The organism is Aeromonas sp. DSM 116730, assembly GCF_046581335.1.
Taxonomy (GTDB): Bacteria; Pseudomonadota; Gammaproteobacteria; order Enterobacterales; family Aeromonadaceae; genus Aeromonas; species Aeromonas rivipollensis.
Genome location: NZ_CP144265.1, coordinates 2,677,146 through 2,692,984, shown reverse-complemented (window position 1 = coordinate 2,692,984; position 15,839 = coordinate 2,677,146). Strand labels below are relative to the sequence as shown.

Genomic DNA, 15,839 nt, shown 5'->3' with positions numbered 1-15,839 from the left:
TGCCCCATCAAAAAAGAAACAGCCCCGCTGGCGGGGCTGTTGTCATTGTGGTGGCCGCTGGCCGAGTAAGGGGTCAGTGGCAGATCTTGTAGTAGACCTCGTTCCAGCGCAGGGTCTCCTTGAGCGCGGGGATCCGGGTGTGCTCGTCGATCACCACGAACTCTATGCCCATGATGTCGGCGAAGGTGCGCAGCTGCTCTATGTCCACCGATTGGGTGAACACCGAGTGGTGGGCGGCCCCCGCCAGGATCCAGGCCTCGGCACTGGTTTGAAGGTCCGGCATGGGTTTCCACAGTGCGCTCGCCACCGGGAGTTTGGGCATGGCCTCTGGCAGGTCCACCACTTCGAGCTGATTGACCACCAGGCGGAAGCGATTGCCCAAGTCGATGAGGCTGGCGTTGACCGCCTTGCCGGCCGGGGCCGCAAACAGCAGGCGGGCCGGTTCGGCCTTCTTGCCTATCCCCAGGTGCTGGGCGTCCAGCACGGGTTTGCCTGAGGCAATGGAGGGGCAGACCTCCAGCATGTGGGCCCCCAGCACCAGGTTGTTGCCCGCCTCCAGGTGGTAGGTGTAATCCTCCATGAAGGAGGCGCCGCCCGCGAGGCCGGCTCCCATCACTTTCAGGGTGCGCAGCAGGGCCGCTGTCTTCCAGTCCCCTTCGGCCCCAAAGCCGAAGCCTTGCTGCATCAGGCGCTGGCAGGCGAGCCCCGGCAACTGGTGCAGGCCGTGGAGATCCTCGAATGTGGTGGTAAAGGCGCCAAAGCCGCCGTCGGTGAGGAACTTCTTCATCCCCAGCTCCTGGCGCGCCGCCTCATACAGAGATGAGCGCAGCACCCCGCCCGCCTGCACCGCCTCGGTCAGGGTGTAGGTCTGCTCGTATTCGGCCAGCAGCGCCTCTATGTCGCTGTCGGACACGGCGTCTATGACCTTCACCAGATCGCCGACCGGGTGGTAGTTCACCTGATAGCCGAACTGGATCTGGGCCTCGATCTTGTCGCCCTCGGTGACCGCCACGTTGCGCATGTTGTCGCCAAAGCGGGCGATCTTGAGGTGGCGGCTGTCGTGGATGGCGGCGGCAACTCGCATCCAGTTGCCAATCTTCTGCCTGGCCTCTTCATCCTGCCAGTGGCCCACCACCACTGTGCGGGGCAGCCGCAGCCGGGCCCCCATGAAACCGAACTCGCGCCCGCCGTGGGCGGTCTGGTTCAGGTTCATGAAGTCCATGTCGATCTCGCTCCAGGGCAGATCCCGGTTGAACTGGGTGTGGAACTGCAGCAGGGGTTTTTGCAGCTGACTCAGGGCCGGGATCCACATCTTGGCGGGGGAGAAGGTGTGCATCCACACCATGAGCCCCACGCACTGCTCGCTGTGGTTGGCATCGCGAGCGACGCTGCTTATCTCGTCGAGTGTGGTGCCTGTGGGCTTGAGCACTATCTTGAGGGGCAAATTCGCCCCCTCGTTGAGCTGGCTGGTGATGGTGTGGGCGTGATCGGCCACCTGCTTCAATGTGGTGGCGCCATACAGGTGCTGGCTGCCGACCAGGAACCACACTTCCAGCTGTTTCATCAATTCCATCTTGGTGTCCTCTTTTTACGCTTTTGTCTGGCCGTAATAGGCGTGTTTGCCATGTTTGCGCTGGTAGTGCTTCTCCAGCAGGTAATGGGGCAGGGGGCGGGCTGCGGGGTTGATCTGGCCGGTGAGCCAGGCCATGCGGGCCACTTCTTCCAGCACCACGGCGTTGTGCACAGCATCATCGGGGCTCTTGCCCCAGCTGAAGGGACCGTGGTTGGCCACCAGCACCCCCGGCATGGTGAGGATGGGGGTCTGTTTGAGGGTCTCGACGATGAGATGACCGGTCAGCCCCTCGTAGTCCTCCTCCACTTCCCCCGGGGTGAGCAGGCGGGAGCAGGGGATCTCGCCGTTGAAGTAGTCGGCCTGGGTGGTGCCGAAAATGGGAATGGGGCGTCCGGCCTGGGCCCAGGCGGTGGCGTGGGTGGAGTGGGTGTGCACCACGCCGCCCAGTTCGGGATAGGTGCGATAGAGCACCAGATGGGTGGCGGTGTCGGAGGAGGGACGCAAGGATCCTTCCAGCTGCTTGCCCGCGAGATCCAGCACCACCATGTCCTCGGCCCGCATCCGCTCGTAGCTGACGCCGCTCGGCTTGATCACCACCAGACCCTGTTCCCGGTCTATGCCGCTCACGTTGCCCCAGGTGAAGGTCACCAGACCGTGGCGCGGCAGATCCAGGTTGGCGGCGAGCACCTGCTCCTTGAGGATGTTGAGGCTCATGCCAGTGCCCCCCGGTTGTAGAGGGGTTCGGCGGCGGCGCTCCAGGCGAGGTAGCGCTGGTAGAGCCGCTCATACTCGGCGACCCGCACCGGATCCGGCTGGTGGGTGCGCTCCACGGCGCTCGCCATATGGCGCTGGGCATCCGCCACATCGGCGTAGAGACCGGCCGCCACGGCGGCAAAGATGGCCGCCCCCAGGGCGCAGCACTGATCCGAGGCCACCACCTGGATGGGGCGATTCATCACGTCGGCGCAGGTCTGCATCACAGTCGTTGATTTGCGGGCAATGCCGCCCAGCGCAATGACCTGCTCCACCGGCACCTGCTGGCTTGTCATGCACTCCATGATGCTGCGGGCCCCGAAGGCGGTGGAGGCCACCAGGGCGCCGAACAAGTCGGGCGCATCGGTGCCGAGGTTGATGCCGGTGAGGGTGCCCTGCAGGCGCTGGTTGGCATAGGGGGTGCGGCGGCCGTTGAACCAGTCGAGCACCACAGGCAGGTGGGCGAGATCGCGCTGCTGCTCCCAGGCGGCGGCGAGGCTCGGCAACAGCTCCCGCTTGTGGGCCTCGATGGCGGTACGAAGCTCGGGGTATTGGGCGGCGAGGCTGTCCAGCGGCCAGCCGAGCTGGCGCTGATACCAGGCATAGATGTCGCCGAACGCCGATTGTCCCGCCTCCAGCCCCACCATGCCCGGCACCACGCTGCCGTCCACCTGACCGCAGATCCCGGCAATGGCGCGCTCGCCTATGGTGGCCTCATCCGCGATCAGGATGTCGCAGGTGGAGGTGCCTATCACCTTGACCAGCGCATTGTTGCCGGCCCCGGCCCCCACAGCCCCCATGTGGCAGTCAAAGGCGCCGCCCGCTATCACCACCTCGCAGGAGAGGTGCAGCCGCTCGGCCCACTCCGGGGTCAGGGTGCCGACCGGCAGATCGGCGGTCCAGCTGTCGGTAAAGAGGGGGAAGTCGAGATCCTGGGTCAGCAGCGGATCCAGGGCGTTGAGAAAGTCGGCGGCAGGCAGACCGCCCCAACTCGGGTGCCAGAGGGACTTGTGACCGGCGGCGCAGCGCCCGCGCTTGAGGGTCGCCGGGGCCTGGGTGCCGCTCAGTATGGCGGGCACCCAGTCGCACAGTTCGACCCAGTTGCAGGCGGCGGCGCGCACCGCCGGATCGGCACGGGAGACGTGCAGTATCTTGGCCCAGAACCACTCGGAGGAGTAGATGCCGCCTATGTAGCGGCTGTAGTCGGGGAACTGGCCGCCGTGGCACAGGGCCGTGATGGCCTCGGCCTCCTCGATGGCGGTGTGATCCTTCCACAGCACGAACATGGCGTTGGGGTTGTCGGCAAATTCCGGGCGCAGGGCCAGCACCCGGCCTTCCTCATCGATGGGGGCCGGGGTGGAGCCTGTGCTGTCCACCCCTATGCCGCGCACGGCGGTTCGCTGGGCGGGGGGGAGCTGGCTCACCACAGCCACCACCGCCTGCTCCATGGATTCGATGTAGTCGAGGGGGTGGTGGCGGAACTGGTTATGGACCGGCTGGCAGTAGTGGCCGGCCTGCCAGCGTGGGTAATAGACGACATGGGTCGCCAGCTCGGCGCCGTCCTGGCAGCGCACGGCGAGTGCCCTGACCGAGTCGCTGCCGAAATCGAGTCCGATGACGATGTGCTCAGACATATGTGCTCCTGACCATCAATGAGGGGTGACTGGGGAGGAACCATAGGAGATGCACCGGACGGACGGTTAGCCATTGGCTGCTGGAAATATGGATTTAAACGCTACAAGCGCAAGAGGGTGACCCTGGTCGAGGATTCTGTATGTAACGATTTTGCTAAATATATAGACAAAATGGCTGCAATCTCATGGCGTGATCCTGCTCTCCATTTTTCCATGTGAAAACGATTACAACTTGGTTCGCTCATCTAGCAACAACAATAACGTCATGTTTGGACATGTTTTTATGTGGCGGTCAGAGGAATGGACCCAATGGCTGCGTTTCATGGATACATGGATTGATGGAACATCTGGAGACACTCGCATGAACAAAATCGTTAAAGGCATGATCGCGATGGGGTTTGCCCTTGGTATGGCAAATTCTGCTTTCTCGGCCGAGGCGCTGAAGCTGGGCTACCTGGTCAAGCAGCCGGAGGAGCCCTGGTTCCAGACCGAATGGAACTTCGCCGACAAGGCGGGCAAGGATCTCGGTTTCGAGGTGATCAAGATAGCCGTGCCCGATGGGGAGAAGACCCTCAATGCCATCGACAGCCTGGCGGCCAATGGCGCCAAGGGTTTCGTCATCTGCACCCCGGACCCCAAGCTCGGGGCCGCCATCATGGCCAAGGCCAACAGCATGGATCTGAAAGTCATCACTGTGGATGACCAGTTCGTCAACGCCAAGGGGCTGCCCATGGAACAGGTGCCCCTGGTGATGATGGCCGCCACCAAGATTGGCGAGCGCCAGGGCCAGGAGCTCTACAAGGAGATGCAAAAACGCCAGTGGGACCTGAAGGCAACGGGGGTGCTGGCCATCACCGCCGATGAGCTGGATACCGCCCGTCGCCGGGTCGACGGCTCCTTGAGCGCGCTCAAGGCCGCCGGTTTCCCTGAAGGCCAGATCTACCGCTCCCCCACCAAGGCCAACGACATTCCGGGGGCCCTGGATGCCGCCAACTCCATGCTGGTGCAGCACCCCGAGGTCAAAAGCTGGCTCATTGTCGGCATGAATGACAACACAGTGCTCGGCGGCGTGCGTGCCACCGAAGGGCAGGGCTTCAAGGCCGAGAACGTCATCGGCATCGGCATCAACGGGGTGGATGCGGTGAACGAGCTCTCCAAGTCCAGTGCCACCGGCTTCCTCGGCTCTCTGCTGCCAAGCCCGGACGTGCACGGCTACAAGAGCATCCAGATGCTCCATGACTGGGTGGTCAACGGCGCCGAACCGGCCAAGTTCACCGAAGTGACCGATGTGGTGCTCATCACCCGCGACAACTTCAAGGTCGAGCTGCAGAAGAAAGGTCTGTGATCGCCAACCCCTGATACCCATGCCGGCATGGTGCCCTGCGCCGTGCCGGCTGGCTGGAGTCATGTCATGAATCAAGTTCCATATCTGGAGTTTTGCGGCATCAGCAAGGAGTTCCCCGGCGTCAAGGCGCTGCAGAACGTCTCCTTCTCCTGCCAGCAGGGCTCGGTGCATGCGCTGATGGGGGAGAACGGCGCAGGCAAATCCACCCTGCTCAAGATCCTGAGCGGCTTTCAGGCTCCCACCACAGGGGTGGTGAAGCTGGCCGGCCAGGAGAAGGTATTTCAAGACACGGTCGATGCGCTGGAGAGCGGGATCGCCATCATCTATCAGGAGCTGCATCTGGTCCCCGAGATGACCATCGCCGAGAACATCTACCTCGGCCAGCTGCCCACCCGGCGCGGGGTCATCGACAGGGAGAAGCTCTATCAGGATGCGGCGAAACAGCTGGCGCGCCTCGGCATGGATGTGTCGCCGGAGACGCCGCTCAAATACCTGTCGCTGGGTCAATGGCAGATGGTGGAGATCGCCAAGGCCCTGACCCGGGATGCCAGCGTCATCGCCTTCGACGAGCCGACCAGCAGCCTGTCGTCCCGCGAGATAGATCAGCTGTTTCGTGTCATTCGCCAGTTGCGGGACGAGGGCAAGGTCATTCTCTACGTCTCCCACCGCATGGACGAGATCTTCGCCCTGTGCGATGCCATCACCGTCTTCAAGGATGGCCAGTTCGTGCGCACCTTCGCCTCCATGGCCGAGGTGGACCGGGATCTGCTGGTCAAGACCATGGTGGGGCGGGATCTGACCGACATCTATGGCTACAGCCCGAGGGCACTCGGCGAGGTGGGCCTCAAGGTAGAGAACCTGATGGGGCCGGGACTCAAGGCGCCGGTGTCGTTTGAAGTGAAACGCGGCGAGATCCTCGGCATCTTCGGGCTGGTGGGAGCCGGTCGCAGCGAGCTGATGAAGCTTGTCTTCGGCGCCGAGAAGGCGCGTGGGGGCGAGATAGCCGTGTTTGGCAAGCCGGTGCCCATCCGCAACCCCATCGACGCCATTCACAGCGGCATCATGCTCTGCACCGAAGACAGAAAGGCGCTCGGCATCATCCCCATCCACTCGGTGCAGGAGAACATCAACATCAGTGCCCGCCGCCACAAGGCGTGGGGGGGCTTCTGGATCAACCAGAAGTGGGAGGACGAGAACGCCAGGCTGCGGATCCGCGACATGCGGGTCAAGACCCCGTCACCCCATCAGGCCATCATGAACCTCTCCGGCGGCAACCAGCAGAAGGCCATTCTGGGGCGCTGGCTCTCCGAAGACATGAAGGTGATTTTGCTCGACGAGCCGACCCGCGGCATAGACGTCGGGGCCAAAAACGAGATTTACAACGTGATTTACGATCTGGCCAAGGTGGGCATCGCCGTGGTGGTGGTCTCAAGCGAGCTGCCTGAGGTGCTGGGCATCGCGGATCGGATCATGGTCATGCGGGAGGGGGTGATAGCAGGGGAGCTCTCCCACGACGAGGCCGACGAGGTCAAGGCGCTCAATCTGGCCATGCCGGCCCGTTAATCCCCCGTGACTGCAACGGGATAGCACCCAGAATTTTTAGGAGAAATACAATGACAACAACTACCTCTGCCGGTCAGGCCACGACCGTCTCGGCGGCCACCGGCTCAAGAGTACAACTGGCCCGCGTCTGGGATCAGTACGGCATGCTGGTGATCTTCGCCATCCTGTTCCTGCTGGCCTGCGCGCTGGTGCCCAACTTTGCCAGCCTGATCAACATGCGCGGGCTCGGGCTGGCCGTCTCCATGTCGGGCATGGTGGCCTGTGGCATGCTGTTCTGCCTCGCCTCCGGCGAATTCGACATGTCGGTCGGATCCGTGGTGGCCTGCTCCGGCGTCGCCTGCGCCGTGGGCATCAACGCCACCGAGAGCATCACGGTCGGCATCCTGGCCGGCATGTCGGTGGGGGTGCTGTTTGGCCTCATCAACGGCATCGTAGTGGCCAAATTCAAGATCAACGCCCTCATCACCACCCTCGCCACCATGCAGATGGCGCGCGGGGTGGGCTACATCATCTCGGACGGCAAGGCGGTCGGCATAGTGGAAGAGGGCTTCTTCGAGCTCGGCAACTCAGCCCTGCTCGGGATCCCGACCCCGGTCTGGCTGACGGCACTCTGCTTCGTGCTCTTTGGCCTGCTGCTCAACAAGACCACCTTCGGCCGCAACACCCTGGCCATGGGGGGCAACGAGGAGGCCGCGCGCCTCGCCGGGGTCAACGTGGTGCGCACCAAGATCATCATCTTCACCATGACCGGGCTGATCGCCTCCATCGCCGGCATCATACTGGCGTCCCGCATGACCTCGGGCCAGCCCATGACCTCCATCGGCTTCGAGCTGGTGGTCATCTCCGCCTGCGTGCTGGGTGGGGTCTCCATGAAGGGGGGCATCGGCAAGATCTCCTACATCATCGCCGGTGTACTGATTTTGGGGCTGATGGAGAACGCCATGAACCTGCTCAACATATCCCCGTTTGCCCAGTACGTGGTGCGCGGCCTCATCCTGCTCGCCGCCGTGCTGTTCGACCGCTACAAGCAGGTGCGCAAGGCGCGCGTCTGAGCGGTTGCGCCCTCAGGCACCAGGTCGGCCCACGCTGGCCTGGTGCCTCCTTCGAGCAAGCTGTGAGCCAGTTCAATAAATTCACATCAGGCCGCTTGCGAAAATAGGTTGTTCCAACGCCGGATCTCTACAATGGCCCAAGCCGATTTTTTTACCCAAGCGCTGTTTTCCGCCATGTCTTCGATGCAAAAAGAGAAGCCGAAACAACTCAATCCCCTGTTGCCGGGTTACGCCTTCGACGTCTTCCTGGTCTCGGGCATGACCCCCATAGAGCAGGGGAGCGCCCTCGACTTCATCATCGACCGGCCTCAGGGCATGAAGGGTTTCATCGTCAACCTGACCATCAGGGGCAAGGGGCAGATCTTTCAGGGGGATCAGGCCTTCACCGTGGAGCCCGGCGACCTGCTGCTGTTCCCGCCGGCGGCCGTGCACTATTACGGCCGGGCGCCGGATGCCCGGGAGTGGTATCACCGCTGGGTCTATTTCCGGCCACGGGCCTATTGGGCCGACTGGCTCAAGTGGCCCCAGGTGACGGAGCGGGTGGGGCGATTGCAACTGGCTGACAGCCAGCTGCTCGCCGAGTTTGACGATCTCTTCCTCGACATCGAAGAGACCCACCAGCAGCTGCGACCCATGTCGGAGCAGCTCGCCATGAATCTGCTGGAGCGGCTGCTCATTCGCTGCTACGAGGCCTCCTCCCTCAGTGCCTACCCCACCATAGATCACAGAGTTCACCAGGCGTGCCAGATCCTGAGCGAGTCCCTCTGTGCCGAGATCTCGGTGGAGGCGCTGGCCGAGCAGGTCTTCTTGTCCCCCTCGCGCCTCGCCCACTTGTTCCGCGAGCAGGTGGGGGTGAGCATAGTGCGCTGGCGTGAGGATCAGCGGATCATGCGGGCCAAGCTGCTGCTGCAGACCACCCCCATGTCGGTGGCCACCATAGGCCAGCAGGTGGGTTATGACGATCAGCTCTACTTCTCCCGGGTGTTCAGGAAACGGGTCGGGGTCAGCCCCACCGAATACCGCAAGTGTGCCACCCCCCTGTGATGCCGGGCACGGCAAGCTCCCAGAGATGACAAAGCCCTCACAATGAGGGCTTTGTCATTCAGGTGCGGGCCTGGGTTCAGAGCGCCGCGATGGCCTCACGGACCAGGGCGCCTATCTTGTCCCACTCCTGTTTCTCGATGAGATCCGCCGGGACCATCCAGGTACCTCCGCAGGCAAACACCGAGTTCAGGGCCAGGTAATCCTTCACATTGGCGGGGCTGACGCCCCCGGTGGGCATGAAGCGAACCGGGTAGACGGCGCTCATGGCCTTGAGCATGGGCAGGCCACCGGAGGGCTCCGCCGGGAAGAACTTGAGGGTTCGCAAGCCCAGCTCCATCGCCTGCTCGACCAGGCTGGGGTTGTTGACCCCGGGGATCATCAGCACGCCGTGAGCCTGGCAATACTGGACGATGCGCGGGTTGAGGCCGGGGCTGACGATGAAGTCCACCCCGGCGTCTATGGCCTGATCCACCTGGTCCGTGGTGAGGACTGTGCCGGCCCCGATGATCATGGCGGGGAAGGCGGCCCGCAGCTGACGGATAGCCTCGGGCGCCGCCGGGGTGCGGAAGGTGATCTCGGCGCTCGGCATGCCGTTGTCCATCAGGGCTTGGCCCAGGGCCACGGCGTCGTCGGCGTTCTGGATGGCGATGACGGGGATGATCTTCAGGGTCGAGAGTGTTTCAAGCAAGGTTGACATGGGTTGCCTCAGCAGTGGGAAGGGGGGTTGTTGGCATCGCCGAGCCGGGAATGATGGCCCCGCGATGCTGGATGACGGTGCCGGCCAGCAGATGGGCATAGCGGGCCGCTTCGCTTGCCGCCTGCCCGGCGAGCCGCGTGGCGAGGTAGCCAGCGCTGAAGGAGTCGCCCGCCGCCGTGGTGTCGATCACCCGCTCCCTGGCCAGTGACATGGCAGGCACCTGGTCGTGCCGCTCGCCTTGTACTATGAGGCAGGGCGCGGCCCCGCGTTTGATGACGATCTCGCCGACCCCGAGTGCCTGAGTGCGCGCCACAACCTCAGCCTCCTGGCTGTCGCCCCACAGGGAGAATTCGTCGTCCAGGGTCAGGAAGGCGATGTCGGTGAGGGCCAGCATGGCACGGTAGGCCTGTTGCGCCGCCTCCTTGCTTTCCCACAGCCGTGGCCGGAAGTTGTTGTCAAAGGCGATCTTCACCCCCTTGGCCCGACACAAGGCCAGTTGCTGCAGCAGGCTGGCACGATCGGCGAGGGGGAGGATGGCGAGGCTGATACCGCTCAAATAGAGCCAGTCAACGTGCTGCAACTGTTGGCAGATTGACCCGGCGTTTTCGCCCTGCAACCAGTAGCGGGCGGCGGCATCATTGCGCCAGTAATGGAAGGTGCGCTCGCCCCGGGCATCGGTTTCGATGAGATAGAGACCGGGCAGTTTGTGCTCCAGCCTCTGTACCAGCTCTGTGTGCACCCCTTCTTGTTGCCACTGGGTCAGCATGGCGTCGCTCATGGTGTCGGTGCCAAGGGCAGTGACATAGGAGACGGCCAGCTCGGGGTTGGTACGTGTCAGGTAGACGGCGGTGTTGAGGGTGTCCCCTCCAAAATGACGGACTATGCCCGCCTTGCTCTCGGATAGTTCGATCATGCACTCGCCAATGACGGCAATCTTGGTCGGCATATGCCCTCCCGTGTTGATGACGCCGTTATTATATTTAATGTGTAACCTGCATCAAATAAAATAAAACATCATTTCATAAAAATGCGATGTGGCCCCGCTATGGGACTAATGGTGCGATCTTGATGTCGAGGGAGGGGGCTGCATGGCCGCCGTGCCGCCCGGTTGCAAGGGCGGCGGCGTCGGTCAACCGGGTCTGTGACCTCATCGGCAATGGCGCAGAGCCTGGGCGTTGCCGCCTGTGAAACACACCCATGGCTATGATTGGGCTTGCGTTTCAAATACACTGAAACGATGGAGCTTATAAGGAGAACCCTATGTCAGTGGTAGATACCTCGCCAGATTCCGTTTCATCCGTCCTGAAGGTCTTTGGCATCCTGCAGGCGCTGGGGGAGCAGAAAGAGATTGGCGTCACCGAGTTGTCCCAGCGGATCATGATGTCGAAGAGTACCGTCTATCGCTTCTTGCAGACGATGAAGACCCTGGGTTATGTCAATCAGGAGGGGGAGTCCGACAAGTACACCCTGAGCCTGAAGCTGTTCGAACTCGGTGGCAAGGCGCTGGAGCATCAGGAGCTGATCCCGATCGCGGATATCCAGATGCATCGCCTGGGCAAGCTGACCAAGGAGACCCTGCACCTGGGGGCCCTCGATGAGGACAGCATCGTCTATCTGCACAAGGTAGACTCCGAGTACAACCTGCGGATGTACTCCCGCATCGGTCGCCGCCGCCCGCTCTACAGCACTGCCCTGGGCAAGGTGATGATGGCCTGGCTGCCCGAGGAAGAAGTGCGCGGCATGTTGGCCAATGTGAGCTTTGAGCGCTTTACCGAACACACCCTGACCGACATCGACGCCTTGCTGGCCCAATTGGTCCTGGTGCGCGAGCAGGGTTACGCGGAAGACAACGAAGAGATGGAGCCTGGCCTGCGCTGCTTCGCCGTGCCCATCTACAGCCGCATGGGGCGCATCATCGCCGGGCTCTCACTGTCACTGCCCCTGGTGCGTTTCAGTGAAGAGAACAAGGAGGAGCTGGTGGGCTTGCTGCATGAGGCGGCGGCCCGTATCTCGGCCGAACTCGGTTTTCACGATTATCCATGCCTGGCCAGGTAACAGGGGATGAGTCGCGGCAGCCTGCCGCGCTCTTTCTCGAACCAAGCCGGTAGCGGGACTGTCTGACAGCAGTTCCGCCACCGGCTTTTTTGTCGCTTTCCGTGCTCGCCCGGGCACCAGGGACTTATAACTGTGGCGTGCTCGTGCATCTTCCCCGTCGCCGCGCCCTGTAGAGGCCGAGGATGATGTGGCCGTTGACGATGAAAAAGCTGCCTTCCAGCAAGATGCCTCCCCATGACCCCGCCCAGATGTTGTGGACAAGCCAGCAGACTGTGCTGCTCAACATGCACAACCGCAGCGCCATGCCCTCGAGCCGAAACAGGGCGTAGGTGCTCAAGGTGGTGCCGAGCAGCGTCAGCAACTGGATGGGGTGTATGACCTTGGGCATCACCAATAGCCAGGTCAGTCCCAGAAAAAACAGCATCACACCCAGGCCGCGATAATAGCCGGAGACCCAGGTCCGTACCGCACAGAGCAGGCAGTTGATGGCGGCGGCCGTGGCGCCGAGCAGCATGAAATGCGCTGTGAGGAGTGCACCGTTGAGGGTCAGGTGCAGCCGCAGTTTGCTGTCCTGAGATTGCAGGAAGGCGGTGATACCTATGGCACAGGCCAGCAGGCCAAGCAGTTGGGCCAGGGAGTCGAGCGGCATTGGATAGATCCCGAGACGAGATGAACGAAAAAAGGCGCCTGATGGCGCCTTTTGTATGGGTTAAGGGTTAGCGAGCCAGCCAGCCACCATCGACGGCAATGGTGTAGCCGTTGATGTAGTCGGAGGCGGGGGAGGCCAGGAAGACCACGGGGCCCATCATGTCATCCGGCACGCCCCAGCGTCCGGCCGGGATCCGCTCCAGAATGGCGGCGTTGCGATCCTCATCGGCGCGCAGGGCAGTGGTGTTATTGGTGGCCATGTAGCCGGGGGCGATGGCGTTGACGTTGATGCCTTTGTTGGCCCACTCGTTGGCCAGCAGGCGGGTGATCCCCATGACGCCGCTCTTGGATGCCGTGTAGGAGGGGACGCGGATCCCGCCCTGGTAGGAGAGCATGGAGGCGATGTTGACTATCTTGCCGCCCTGGCCTTGGGCGATGAACTGTCTGGCGACCGCCTGGGACATGAAGAAGACGCTCTTGATGTTGATATTCATCACGTCGTCCCAGTCCTTCTCGCTGAAGTTGATGGCGTCGTCGCGGCGGATGATGCCGGCGTTGTTGACCAGGATATCGACGCGGCCGAAGCGGGAGACAGCCTGATCCACCAGGGCGGGCAGGGTATCCACCTTGCTGACGTCGGCCTTGAGGCTCAGGAACTGGCGCCCGAGCGCCTCCACCTTGGCGATGGTATCCGTGGGCTCGACTATGTTGATGCCGACGATGTCACAGCCGGCTTCGGCCAGACCGAGCGCCATGCCCTGACCCAGACCAGTGTCACAACCGGTCACTATGGCAACCTTACCCTTCAAATCGAATGCATTGAGAATCATCTTGTTTCCTCTGCTGCCACCCGAAGTGGCAGGCATGATGGGGGAAAACGGGCAGTGCACACTGCCCGGCAAAGAGGGGATCAGCGCAGATCCCTGACAGCCACATGATCCATGTCGCCGAATACCTGGTTCTCGCCAACCATGCCCCAGATAAAGGTGTAGGCCTGGGTGCCGACGCCGGAGTGGATGGACCAGCTCGGGGAGATCACCGCCTGCTCGTTGTGAACCAGCAGGTGACGGGTCTCGTCTGGCTTGCCCATCATGTGGAACACGGCGGCGTCGTCCTTCATGTTGAAGTAGAAATAGACCTCCATGCGGCGCTCGTGGGTGTGGCAGGGCATGGTGTTCCACAGGCTGCCCTCTTCCAGCTGGGTCATGCCCATCACCAGCTGGCAGGTCGGCAGCACATCCGGCACCAGGTACTTGTAGATGGTGCGACGGTTGCTGGTGGCCGCATCTCCCAGGGTGGCCGGTGAGGCTTCTGCCCGGGTGACCTTGCGGGTCGGGAAGCTCACATGGGCCGGGGCGCTGTTGTAGTAAAACTTGGCCGGCTGCGCGGCGTCGACGCTGACAAAGCTCAGCTCGCGGGCACCCTGACCCACATAGAGCGCCTCGGCGTTGCCGATCTCGAAGGGGGTACCATCGACCACCACCACTCCGGGGCCGCCGATGTTGATGAGCCCCAGCTCGCGGCGCTCGAGGAAATAGTTGACGCCGAAGGTCTTGCCCAGCGAATCCGAGAAGGCGAGGGGGCTCTGAATTGGCATGATGCCGCCGAACACGATGCGGTCGATGTGGCTGTAGGTCATGGTCAGCCGATCGGCGCTGAAGATCTCTTCCACCAGAAACTCACGGCGCAGGCCCTGAGTGTCCAGCTGCCTGGCATGATCGCTGTGAATGCTTTGACGAATTTGCATGGTTAACCTCGATGAGCGCCGCAGGTTGGCAGTCGCGTTGTCTGTAGTGTCAATAATGATAACAAGTGAAAAATAAAAATCAAAACACTGTTTTGTATTTTTATTTGTTGAGATTAAACTTCGTGCCCGGTGTGGCTCATGGCCGTGCCGGGCCCGTGAAACCGGGCCACAAATCCTTTTGCCGCACCAGGAGACGCGCGCGGCCAAGAGTGGCTGCCTCCCTGCCGGGTGGTGGCGACAGGACATTCGTTGCCAATCTCATTCAATTACAGGTCTATCAATGAACAAGTGTGTTTCATCCAATCGAATCATCATGCTGGCCGGGGTGGCTGCCCTGAGCACAGTTCTGTTTGCCTTCGATACCGCTTCCCTCGGGCTCTGTGCGGCCTTCCTGACCACGGGATCCTTCTCCCTGCAGGTGTTCGACATCCTCAAGACGCGAGAAACCAAGGCGATCTCCACCAAGATGTACCTGGTCTTCATCAGCGGCCTGCTGCTCTGGCTGACCTATGGCCTGAAATCGGGCGACACGCCGCTGATCATGGCCAATGGCATCACACTGCTGCTGGCCAGCGCCGTCATGGTGCTGAAGTGGAGCAATGAGCGGGCCTGACCTAATAGCCGCGAAGATGACCATCCTCCACCGGGGATGGCCATCGGACGCGCCATCCATATCGGGGCTCAGCTCCCTCCCTCTGGTGGATGAACCAAGCGGCGCCCCGGGCGCCGTTTGTCGTAGGGGGCTCATCCTCTCCCGCATCCCGTGTTATCGACTCAAGTGGCGTAGATAGGCCACGCTCTCCCGCAAGGCGTCCCCCGTCAGCTCCTCAACGATGATGGGAATATGGGTCAGCTGACACTGCGCCAGCATGACCAGCACCTCGGCATAATCGATCAGCCCCTGCGCCAACCCCACCGACACCTTGTCACGTCCCGCCAGGATGAAGTTCTTGAAATGAAACAGCCGGATGTGCTCGCCATGCTGGTCGAGAAAATCCGCCAGGATCTCGCGCCAGTCCGCGGCGTTGTCGGCATCCAGCAGATTGGCCAGATCCAGGGTCACCAGGAAGTGCTCCCCCAGGCGCGCATTCAGCCGCGTCAGGCTCCGGGCGTCGTGAATGATGTGATCGCACACCGCCTCGACCAGAAAGTCGCAACCGGATTGCGCCAGATCGGGTTTTAACTGGGCCAGGGTCTGCTCCACCTTGTGAAAGGCGGCGGCGCCGTGGTTGTCCGGGTGCCGGGTCCAGTCATCGTCGTTCAGGGAGCCGGTTTCGCTGCCCACGGTGCCGATGTGGCAGCGCTGGGCGAGCTCGATGTTGAGGCGCACCCGCGCCAGCTCGCGCCCCAGGACGTCGGCGTCGGAGTGGGCGGGGTTGAAGTAGCTGGCCAGCAGGAAGAGGGGGAGCCCGGCCTCTTGCAACTGCTGGATGTGGGTAGTCAGGGCGTGGATATCACGGGCCTGATAGGCCTCGGGCCAGCTCTTGTGCACGGCCAGCTGCAGCCCGTCGAGGCCGAGCTCATGTGCCTGGGCGATCAGCGCCTGGGGCGTCTGATCCGCGAGATCATGGGCACGGGCCCCAATCTTCAATCTGTTCATGACATGCTCCTGTGGGTCATGGCTGTCTCTGACAGCGGTTTGGCACCTGGCGAGGGCCGGCATCAGAAACGGCTTGCGAGCCCACGGGGGCTCGCAAGTTCAAGAGGCAAGTAGCGTCGCGAATGGGC

Annotated in this window: 15 protein-coding genes; 6 read left to right on the top strand and 9 right to left on the bottom strand. The window is 62.4% G+C overall.

Going from position 1 to position 15,839, the window contains the following annotated elements; genetic code table 11:
* Nucleotides 1–73 precede the first annotated feature (73 nt).
* The 3 genes from araA to Aeroheme_RS12250 are packed head-to-tail and all read right to left on the bottom strand — an operon-like array spanning nt 74 to nt 3,960.
* Entirely contained in the window at nt 74–1,573 is a 1,500-nt protein-coding gene (araA, locus tag Aeroheme_RS12260; RefSeq protein ID WP_411165924.1) for an L-arabinose isomerase, read from the bottom strand.
* A 15-nt stretch (nt 1,574–1,588) separates the two neighbouring features.
* Nucleotides 1,589–2,287 carry an L-ribulose-5-phosphate 4-epimerase gene (locus Aeroheme_RS12255; protein WP_411165923.1) on the bottom strand — a complete coding sequence of 233 codons (699 nt, stop codon included), beginning with the start codon at nt 2,285–2,287 and terminating at the stop codon, nt 1,589–1,591.
* On the bottom strand, nt 2,284–3,960 hold the full coding sequence (locus tag Aeroheme_RS12250) for a ribulokinase (RefSeq protein WP_411165922.1): 1,677 nt from the start codon (nt 3,958–3,960) through the stop codon (nt 2,284–2,286). The genes Aeroheme_RS12255 and Aeroheme_RS12250 overlap by 4 nt, the downstream gene beginning before the upstream one ends.
* A gap of 361 nt (nt 3,961–4,321) precedes the next feature.
* On the opposite strand from Aeroheme_RS12250, the gene Aeroheme_RS12245 reads away from it, so the two are divergent.
* The 4 genes from Aeroheme_RS12245 (at nt 4,322) to araC (ending at nt 8,964) form a co-directional block, all read left to right on the top strand.
* Complete coding sequence (locus Aeroheme_RS12245; protein ID WP_411165921.1) at nt 4,322–5,305, top strand: arabinose ABC transporter substrate-binding protein; 984 nt, start codon at nt 4,322–4,324, stop codon at nt 5,303–5,305.
* A 66-nt stretch (nt 5,306–5,371) separates the two neighbouring features.
* Complete coding sequence (araG, locus tag Aeroheme_RS12240) at nt 5,372–6,868, top strand: L-arabinose ABC transporter ATP-binding protein AraG (protein ID WP_263685215.1); 1,497 nt, start codon at nt 5,372–5,374, stop codon at nt 6,866–6,868.
* A 50-nt stretch (nt 6,869–6,918) separates the two neighbouring features.
* Complete coding sequence (gene araH, locus Aeroheme_RS12235) at nt 6,919–7,920, top strand: L-arabinose ABC transporter permease AraH (RefSeq protein WP_263685214.1); 1,002 nt, start codon at nt 6,919–6,921, stop codon at nt 7,918–7,920.
* Between the two features lie 132 nt (nt 7,921–8,052).
* Nucleotides 8,053–8,964, top strand: a complete 912-nt coding sequence (gene araC, locus Aeroheme_RS12230; RefSeq protein ID WP_106887022.1) for an arabinose operon transcriptional regulator AraC — start codon at nt 8,053–8,055, stop codon at nt 8,962–8,964.
* Between the two features lie 76 nt (nt 8,965–9,040).
* Here the strand turns inward: araC and Aeroheme_RS12225 are convergent, their stop codons facing one another.
* Together Aeroheme_RS12225 and Aeroheme_RS12220 are read right to left on the bottom strand one after the other, a co-directional pair.
* Nucleotides 9,041–9,661 (bottom strand): bifunctional 4-hydroxy-2-oxoglutarate aldolase/2-dehydro-3-deoxy-phosphogluconate aldolase, encoded by a 621-nt coding sequence (locus tag Aeroheme_RS12225; RefSeq protein ID WP_411165920.1) that lies wholly within the window; start codon nt 9,659–9,661, stop codon nt 9,041–9,043.
* A complete protein-coding gene (locus Aeroheme_RS12220; RefSeq protein ID WP_106887020.1) occupies nt 9,645–10,607 on the bottom strand; it encodes a sugar kinase in 963 nt (320 codons plus the stop codon). Before Aeroheme_RS12220 ends, Aeroheme_RS12225 begins: the two co-directional genes overlap by 17 nt.
* A gap of 314 nt (nt 10,608–10,921) precedes the next feature.
* Here Aeroheme_RS12220 and kdgR point away from each other — a divergent pair, with 314 nt between their 5' ends.
* On the top strand, nt 10,922–11,716 hold the full coding sequence (gene kdgR / locus Aeroheme_RS12215) for a DNA-binding transcriptional regulator KdgR (RefSeq protein WP_234676949.1): 795 nt from the start codon (nt 10,922–10,924) through the stop codon (nt 11,714–11,716).
* A gap of 124 nt (nt 11,717–11,840) precedes the next feature.
* On the opposite strand, the gene Aeroheme_RS12210 is transcribed toward kdgR, so the two are convergent.
* From Aeroheme_RS12210 to kduI, 3 genes are all read right to left on the bottom strand, one after another.
* Nucleotides 11,841–12,365 carry a YgjV family protein gene (locus Aeroheme_RS12210; RefSeq protein WP_106887018.1) on the bottom strand — a complete coding sequence of 175 codons (525 nt, stop codon included), beginning with the start codon at nt 12,363–12,365 and terminating at the stop codon, nt 11,841–11,843.
* Nucleotides 12,366–12,432: 67 nt separating this feature from the next.
* Nucleotides 12,433–13,194 carry a 2-dehydro-3-deoxy-D-gluconate 5-dehydrogenase KduD gene (kduD, locus tag Aeroheme_RS12205; RefSeq protein WP_404835106.1) on the bottom strand — a complete coding sequence of 254 codons (762 nt, stop codon included), beginning with the start codon at nt 13,192–13,194 and terminating at the stop codon, nt 12,433–12,435.
* A gap of 80 nt (nt 13,195–13,274) precedes the next feature.
* Nucleotides 13,275–14,111 carry a 5-dehydro-4-deoxy-D-glucuronate isomerase gene (kduI, locus tag Aeroheme_RS12200; protein WP_411165919.1) on the bottom strand — a complete coding sequence of 279 codons (837 nt, stop codon included), beginning with the start codon at nt 14,109–14,111 and terminating at the stop codon, nt 13,275–13,277.
* A 280-nt stretch (nt 14,112–14,391) separates the two neighbouring features.
* On the opposite strand from kduI, the gene Aeroheme_RS12195 reads away from it, so the two are divergent.
* Nucleotides 14,392–14,724 (top strand): SemiSWEET family sugar transporter, encoded by a 333-nt coding sequence (locus Aeroheme_RS12195; RefSeq protein ID WP_111910953.1) that lies wholly within the window; start codon nt 14,392–14,394, stop codon nt 14,722–14,724.
* Between the two features lie 153 nt (nt 14,725–14,877).
* On the opposite strand, the gene Aeroheme_RS12190 is transcribed toward Aeroheme_RS12195, so the two are convergent.
* Entirely contained in the window at nt 14,878–15,711 is an 834-nt protein-coding gene (locus tag Aeroheme_RS12190; protein ID WP_411165918.1) for a sugar phosphate isomerase/epimerase family protein, read from the bottom strand.
* Between the last annotated feature and the right edge of the window lie 128 nt (nt 15,712–15,839).

What these genes read in the sequence shown, in the direction of transcription:
- araA (WP_411165924.1), bottom strand. Translation starts at nt 1,573, where the DNA reads ATGGAATTGATGAAACAGCTGGAAGTGTGGTTCCTGGTCGGCAGCCAG.
- Aeroheme_RS12255 (WP_411165923.1), bottom strand. Translation starts at nt 2,287, where the DNA reads ATGAGCCTCAACATCCTCAAGGAGCAGGTGCTCGCCGCCAACCTGGAT.
- Aeroheme_RS12250 (WP_411165922.1), bottom strand. Translation starts at nt 3,960, where the DNA reads ATGTCTGAGCACATCGTCATCGGACTCGATTTCGGCAGCGACTCGGTC.
- Aeroheme_RS12245 (WP_411165921.1), top strand. Translation starts at nt 4,322, where the DNA reads ATGAACAAAATCGTTAAAGGCATGATCGCGATGGGGTTTGCCCTTGGT.
- araG (WP_263685215.1), top strand. Translation starts at nt 5,372, where the DNA reads ATGAATCAAGTTCCATATCTGGAGTTTTGCGGCATCAGCAAGGAGTTC.
- araH (WP_263685214.1), top strand. Translation starts at nt 6,919, where the DNA reads ATGACAACAACTACCTCTGCCGGTCAGGCCACGACCGTCTCGGCGGCC.
- araC (WP_106887022.1), top strand. Translation starts at nt 8,053, where the DNA reads ATGGCCCAAGCCGATTTTTTTACCCAAGCGCTGTTTTCCGCCATGTCT.
- Aeroheme_RS12225 (WP_411165920.1), bottom strand. Translation starts at nt 9,661, where the DNA reads ATGTCAACCTTGCTTGAAACACTCTCGACCCTGAAGATCATCCCCGTC.
- Aeroheme_RS12220 (WP_106887020.1), bottom strand. Translation starts at nt 10,607, where the DNA reads ATGCCGACCAAGATTGCCGTCATTGGCGAGTGCATGATCGAACTATCC.
- kdgR (WP_234676949.1), top strand. Translation starts at nt 10,922, where the DNA reads ATGTCAGTGGTAGATACCTCGCCAGATTCCGTTTCATCCGTCCTGAAG.
- Aeroheme_RS12210 (WP_106887018.1), bottom strand. Translation starts at nt 12,365, where the DNA reads ATGCCGCTCGACTCCCTGGCCCAACTGCTTGGCCTGCTGGCCTGTGCC.
- kduD (WP_404835106.1), bottom strand. Translation starts at nt 13,194, where the DNA reads ATGATTCTCAATGCATTCGATTTGAAGGGTAAGGTTGCCATAGTGACC.
- kduI (WP_411165919.1), bottom strand. Translation starts at nt 14,111, where the DNA reads ATGCAAATTCGTCAAAGCATTCACAGCGATCATGCCAGGCAGCTGGAC.
- Aeroheme_RS12195 (WP_111910953.1), top strand. Translation starts at nt 14,392, where the DNA reads ATGAACAAGTGTGTTTCATCCAATCGAATCATCATGCTGGCCGGGGTG.
- Aeroheme_RS12190 (WP_411165918.1), bottom strand. Translation starts at nt 15,711, where the DNA reads ATGAACAGATTGAAGATTGGGGCCCGTGCCCATGATCTCGCGGATCAG.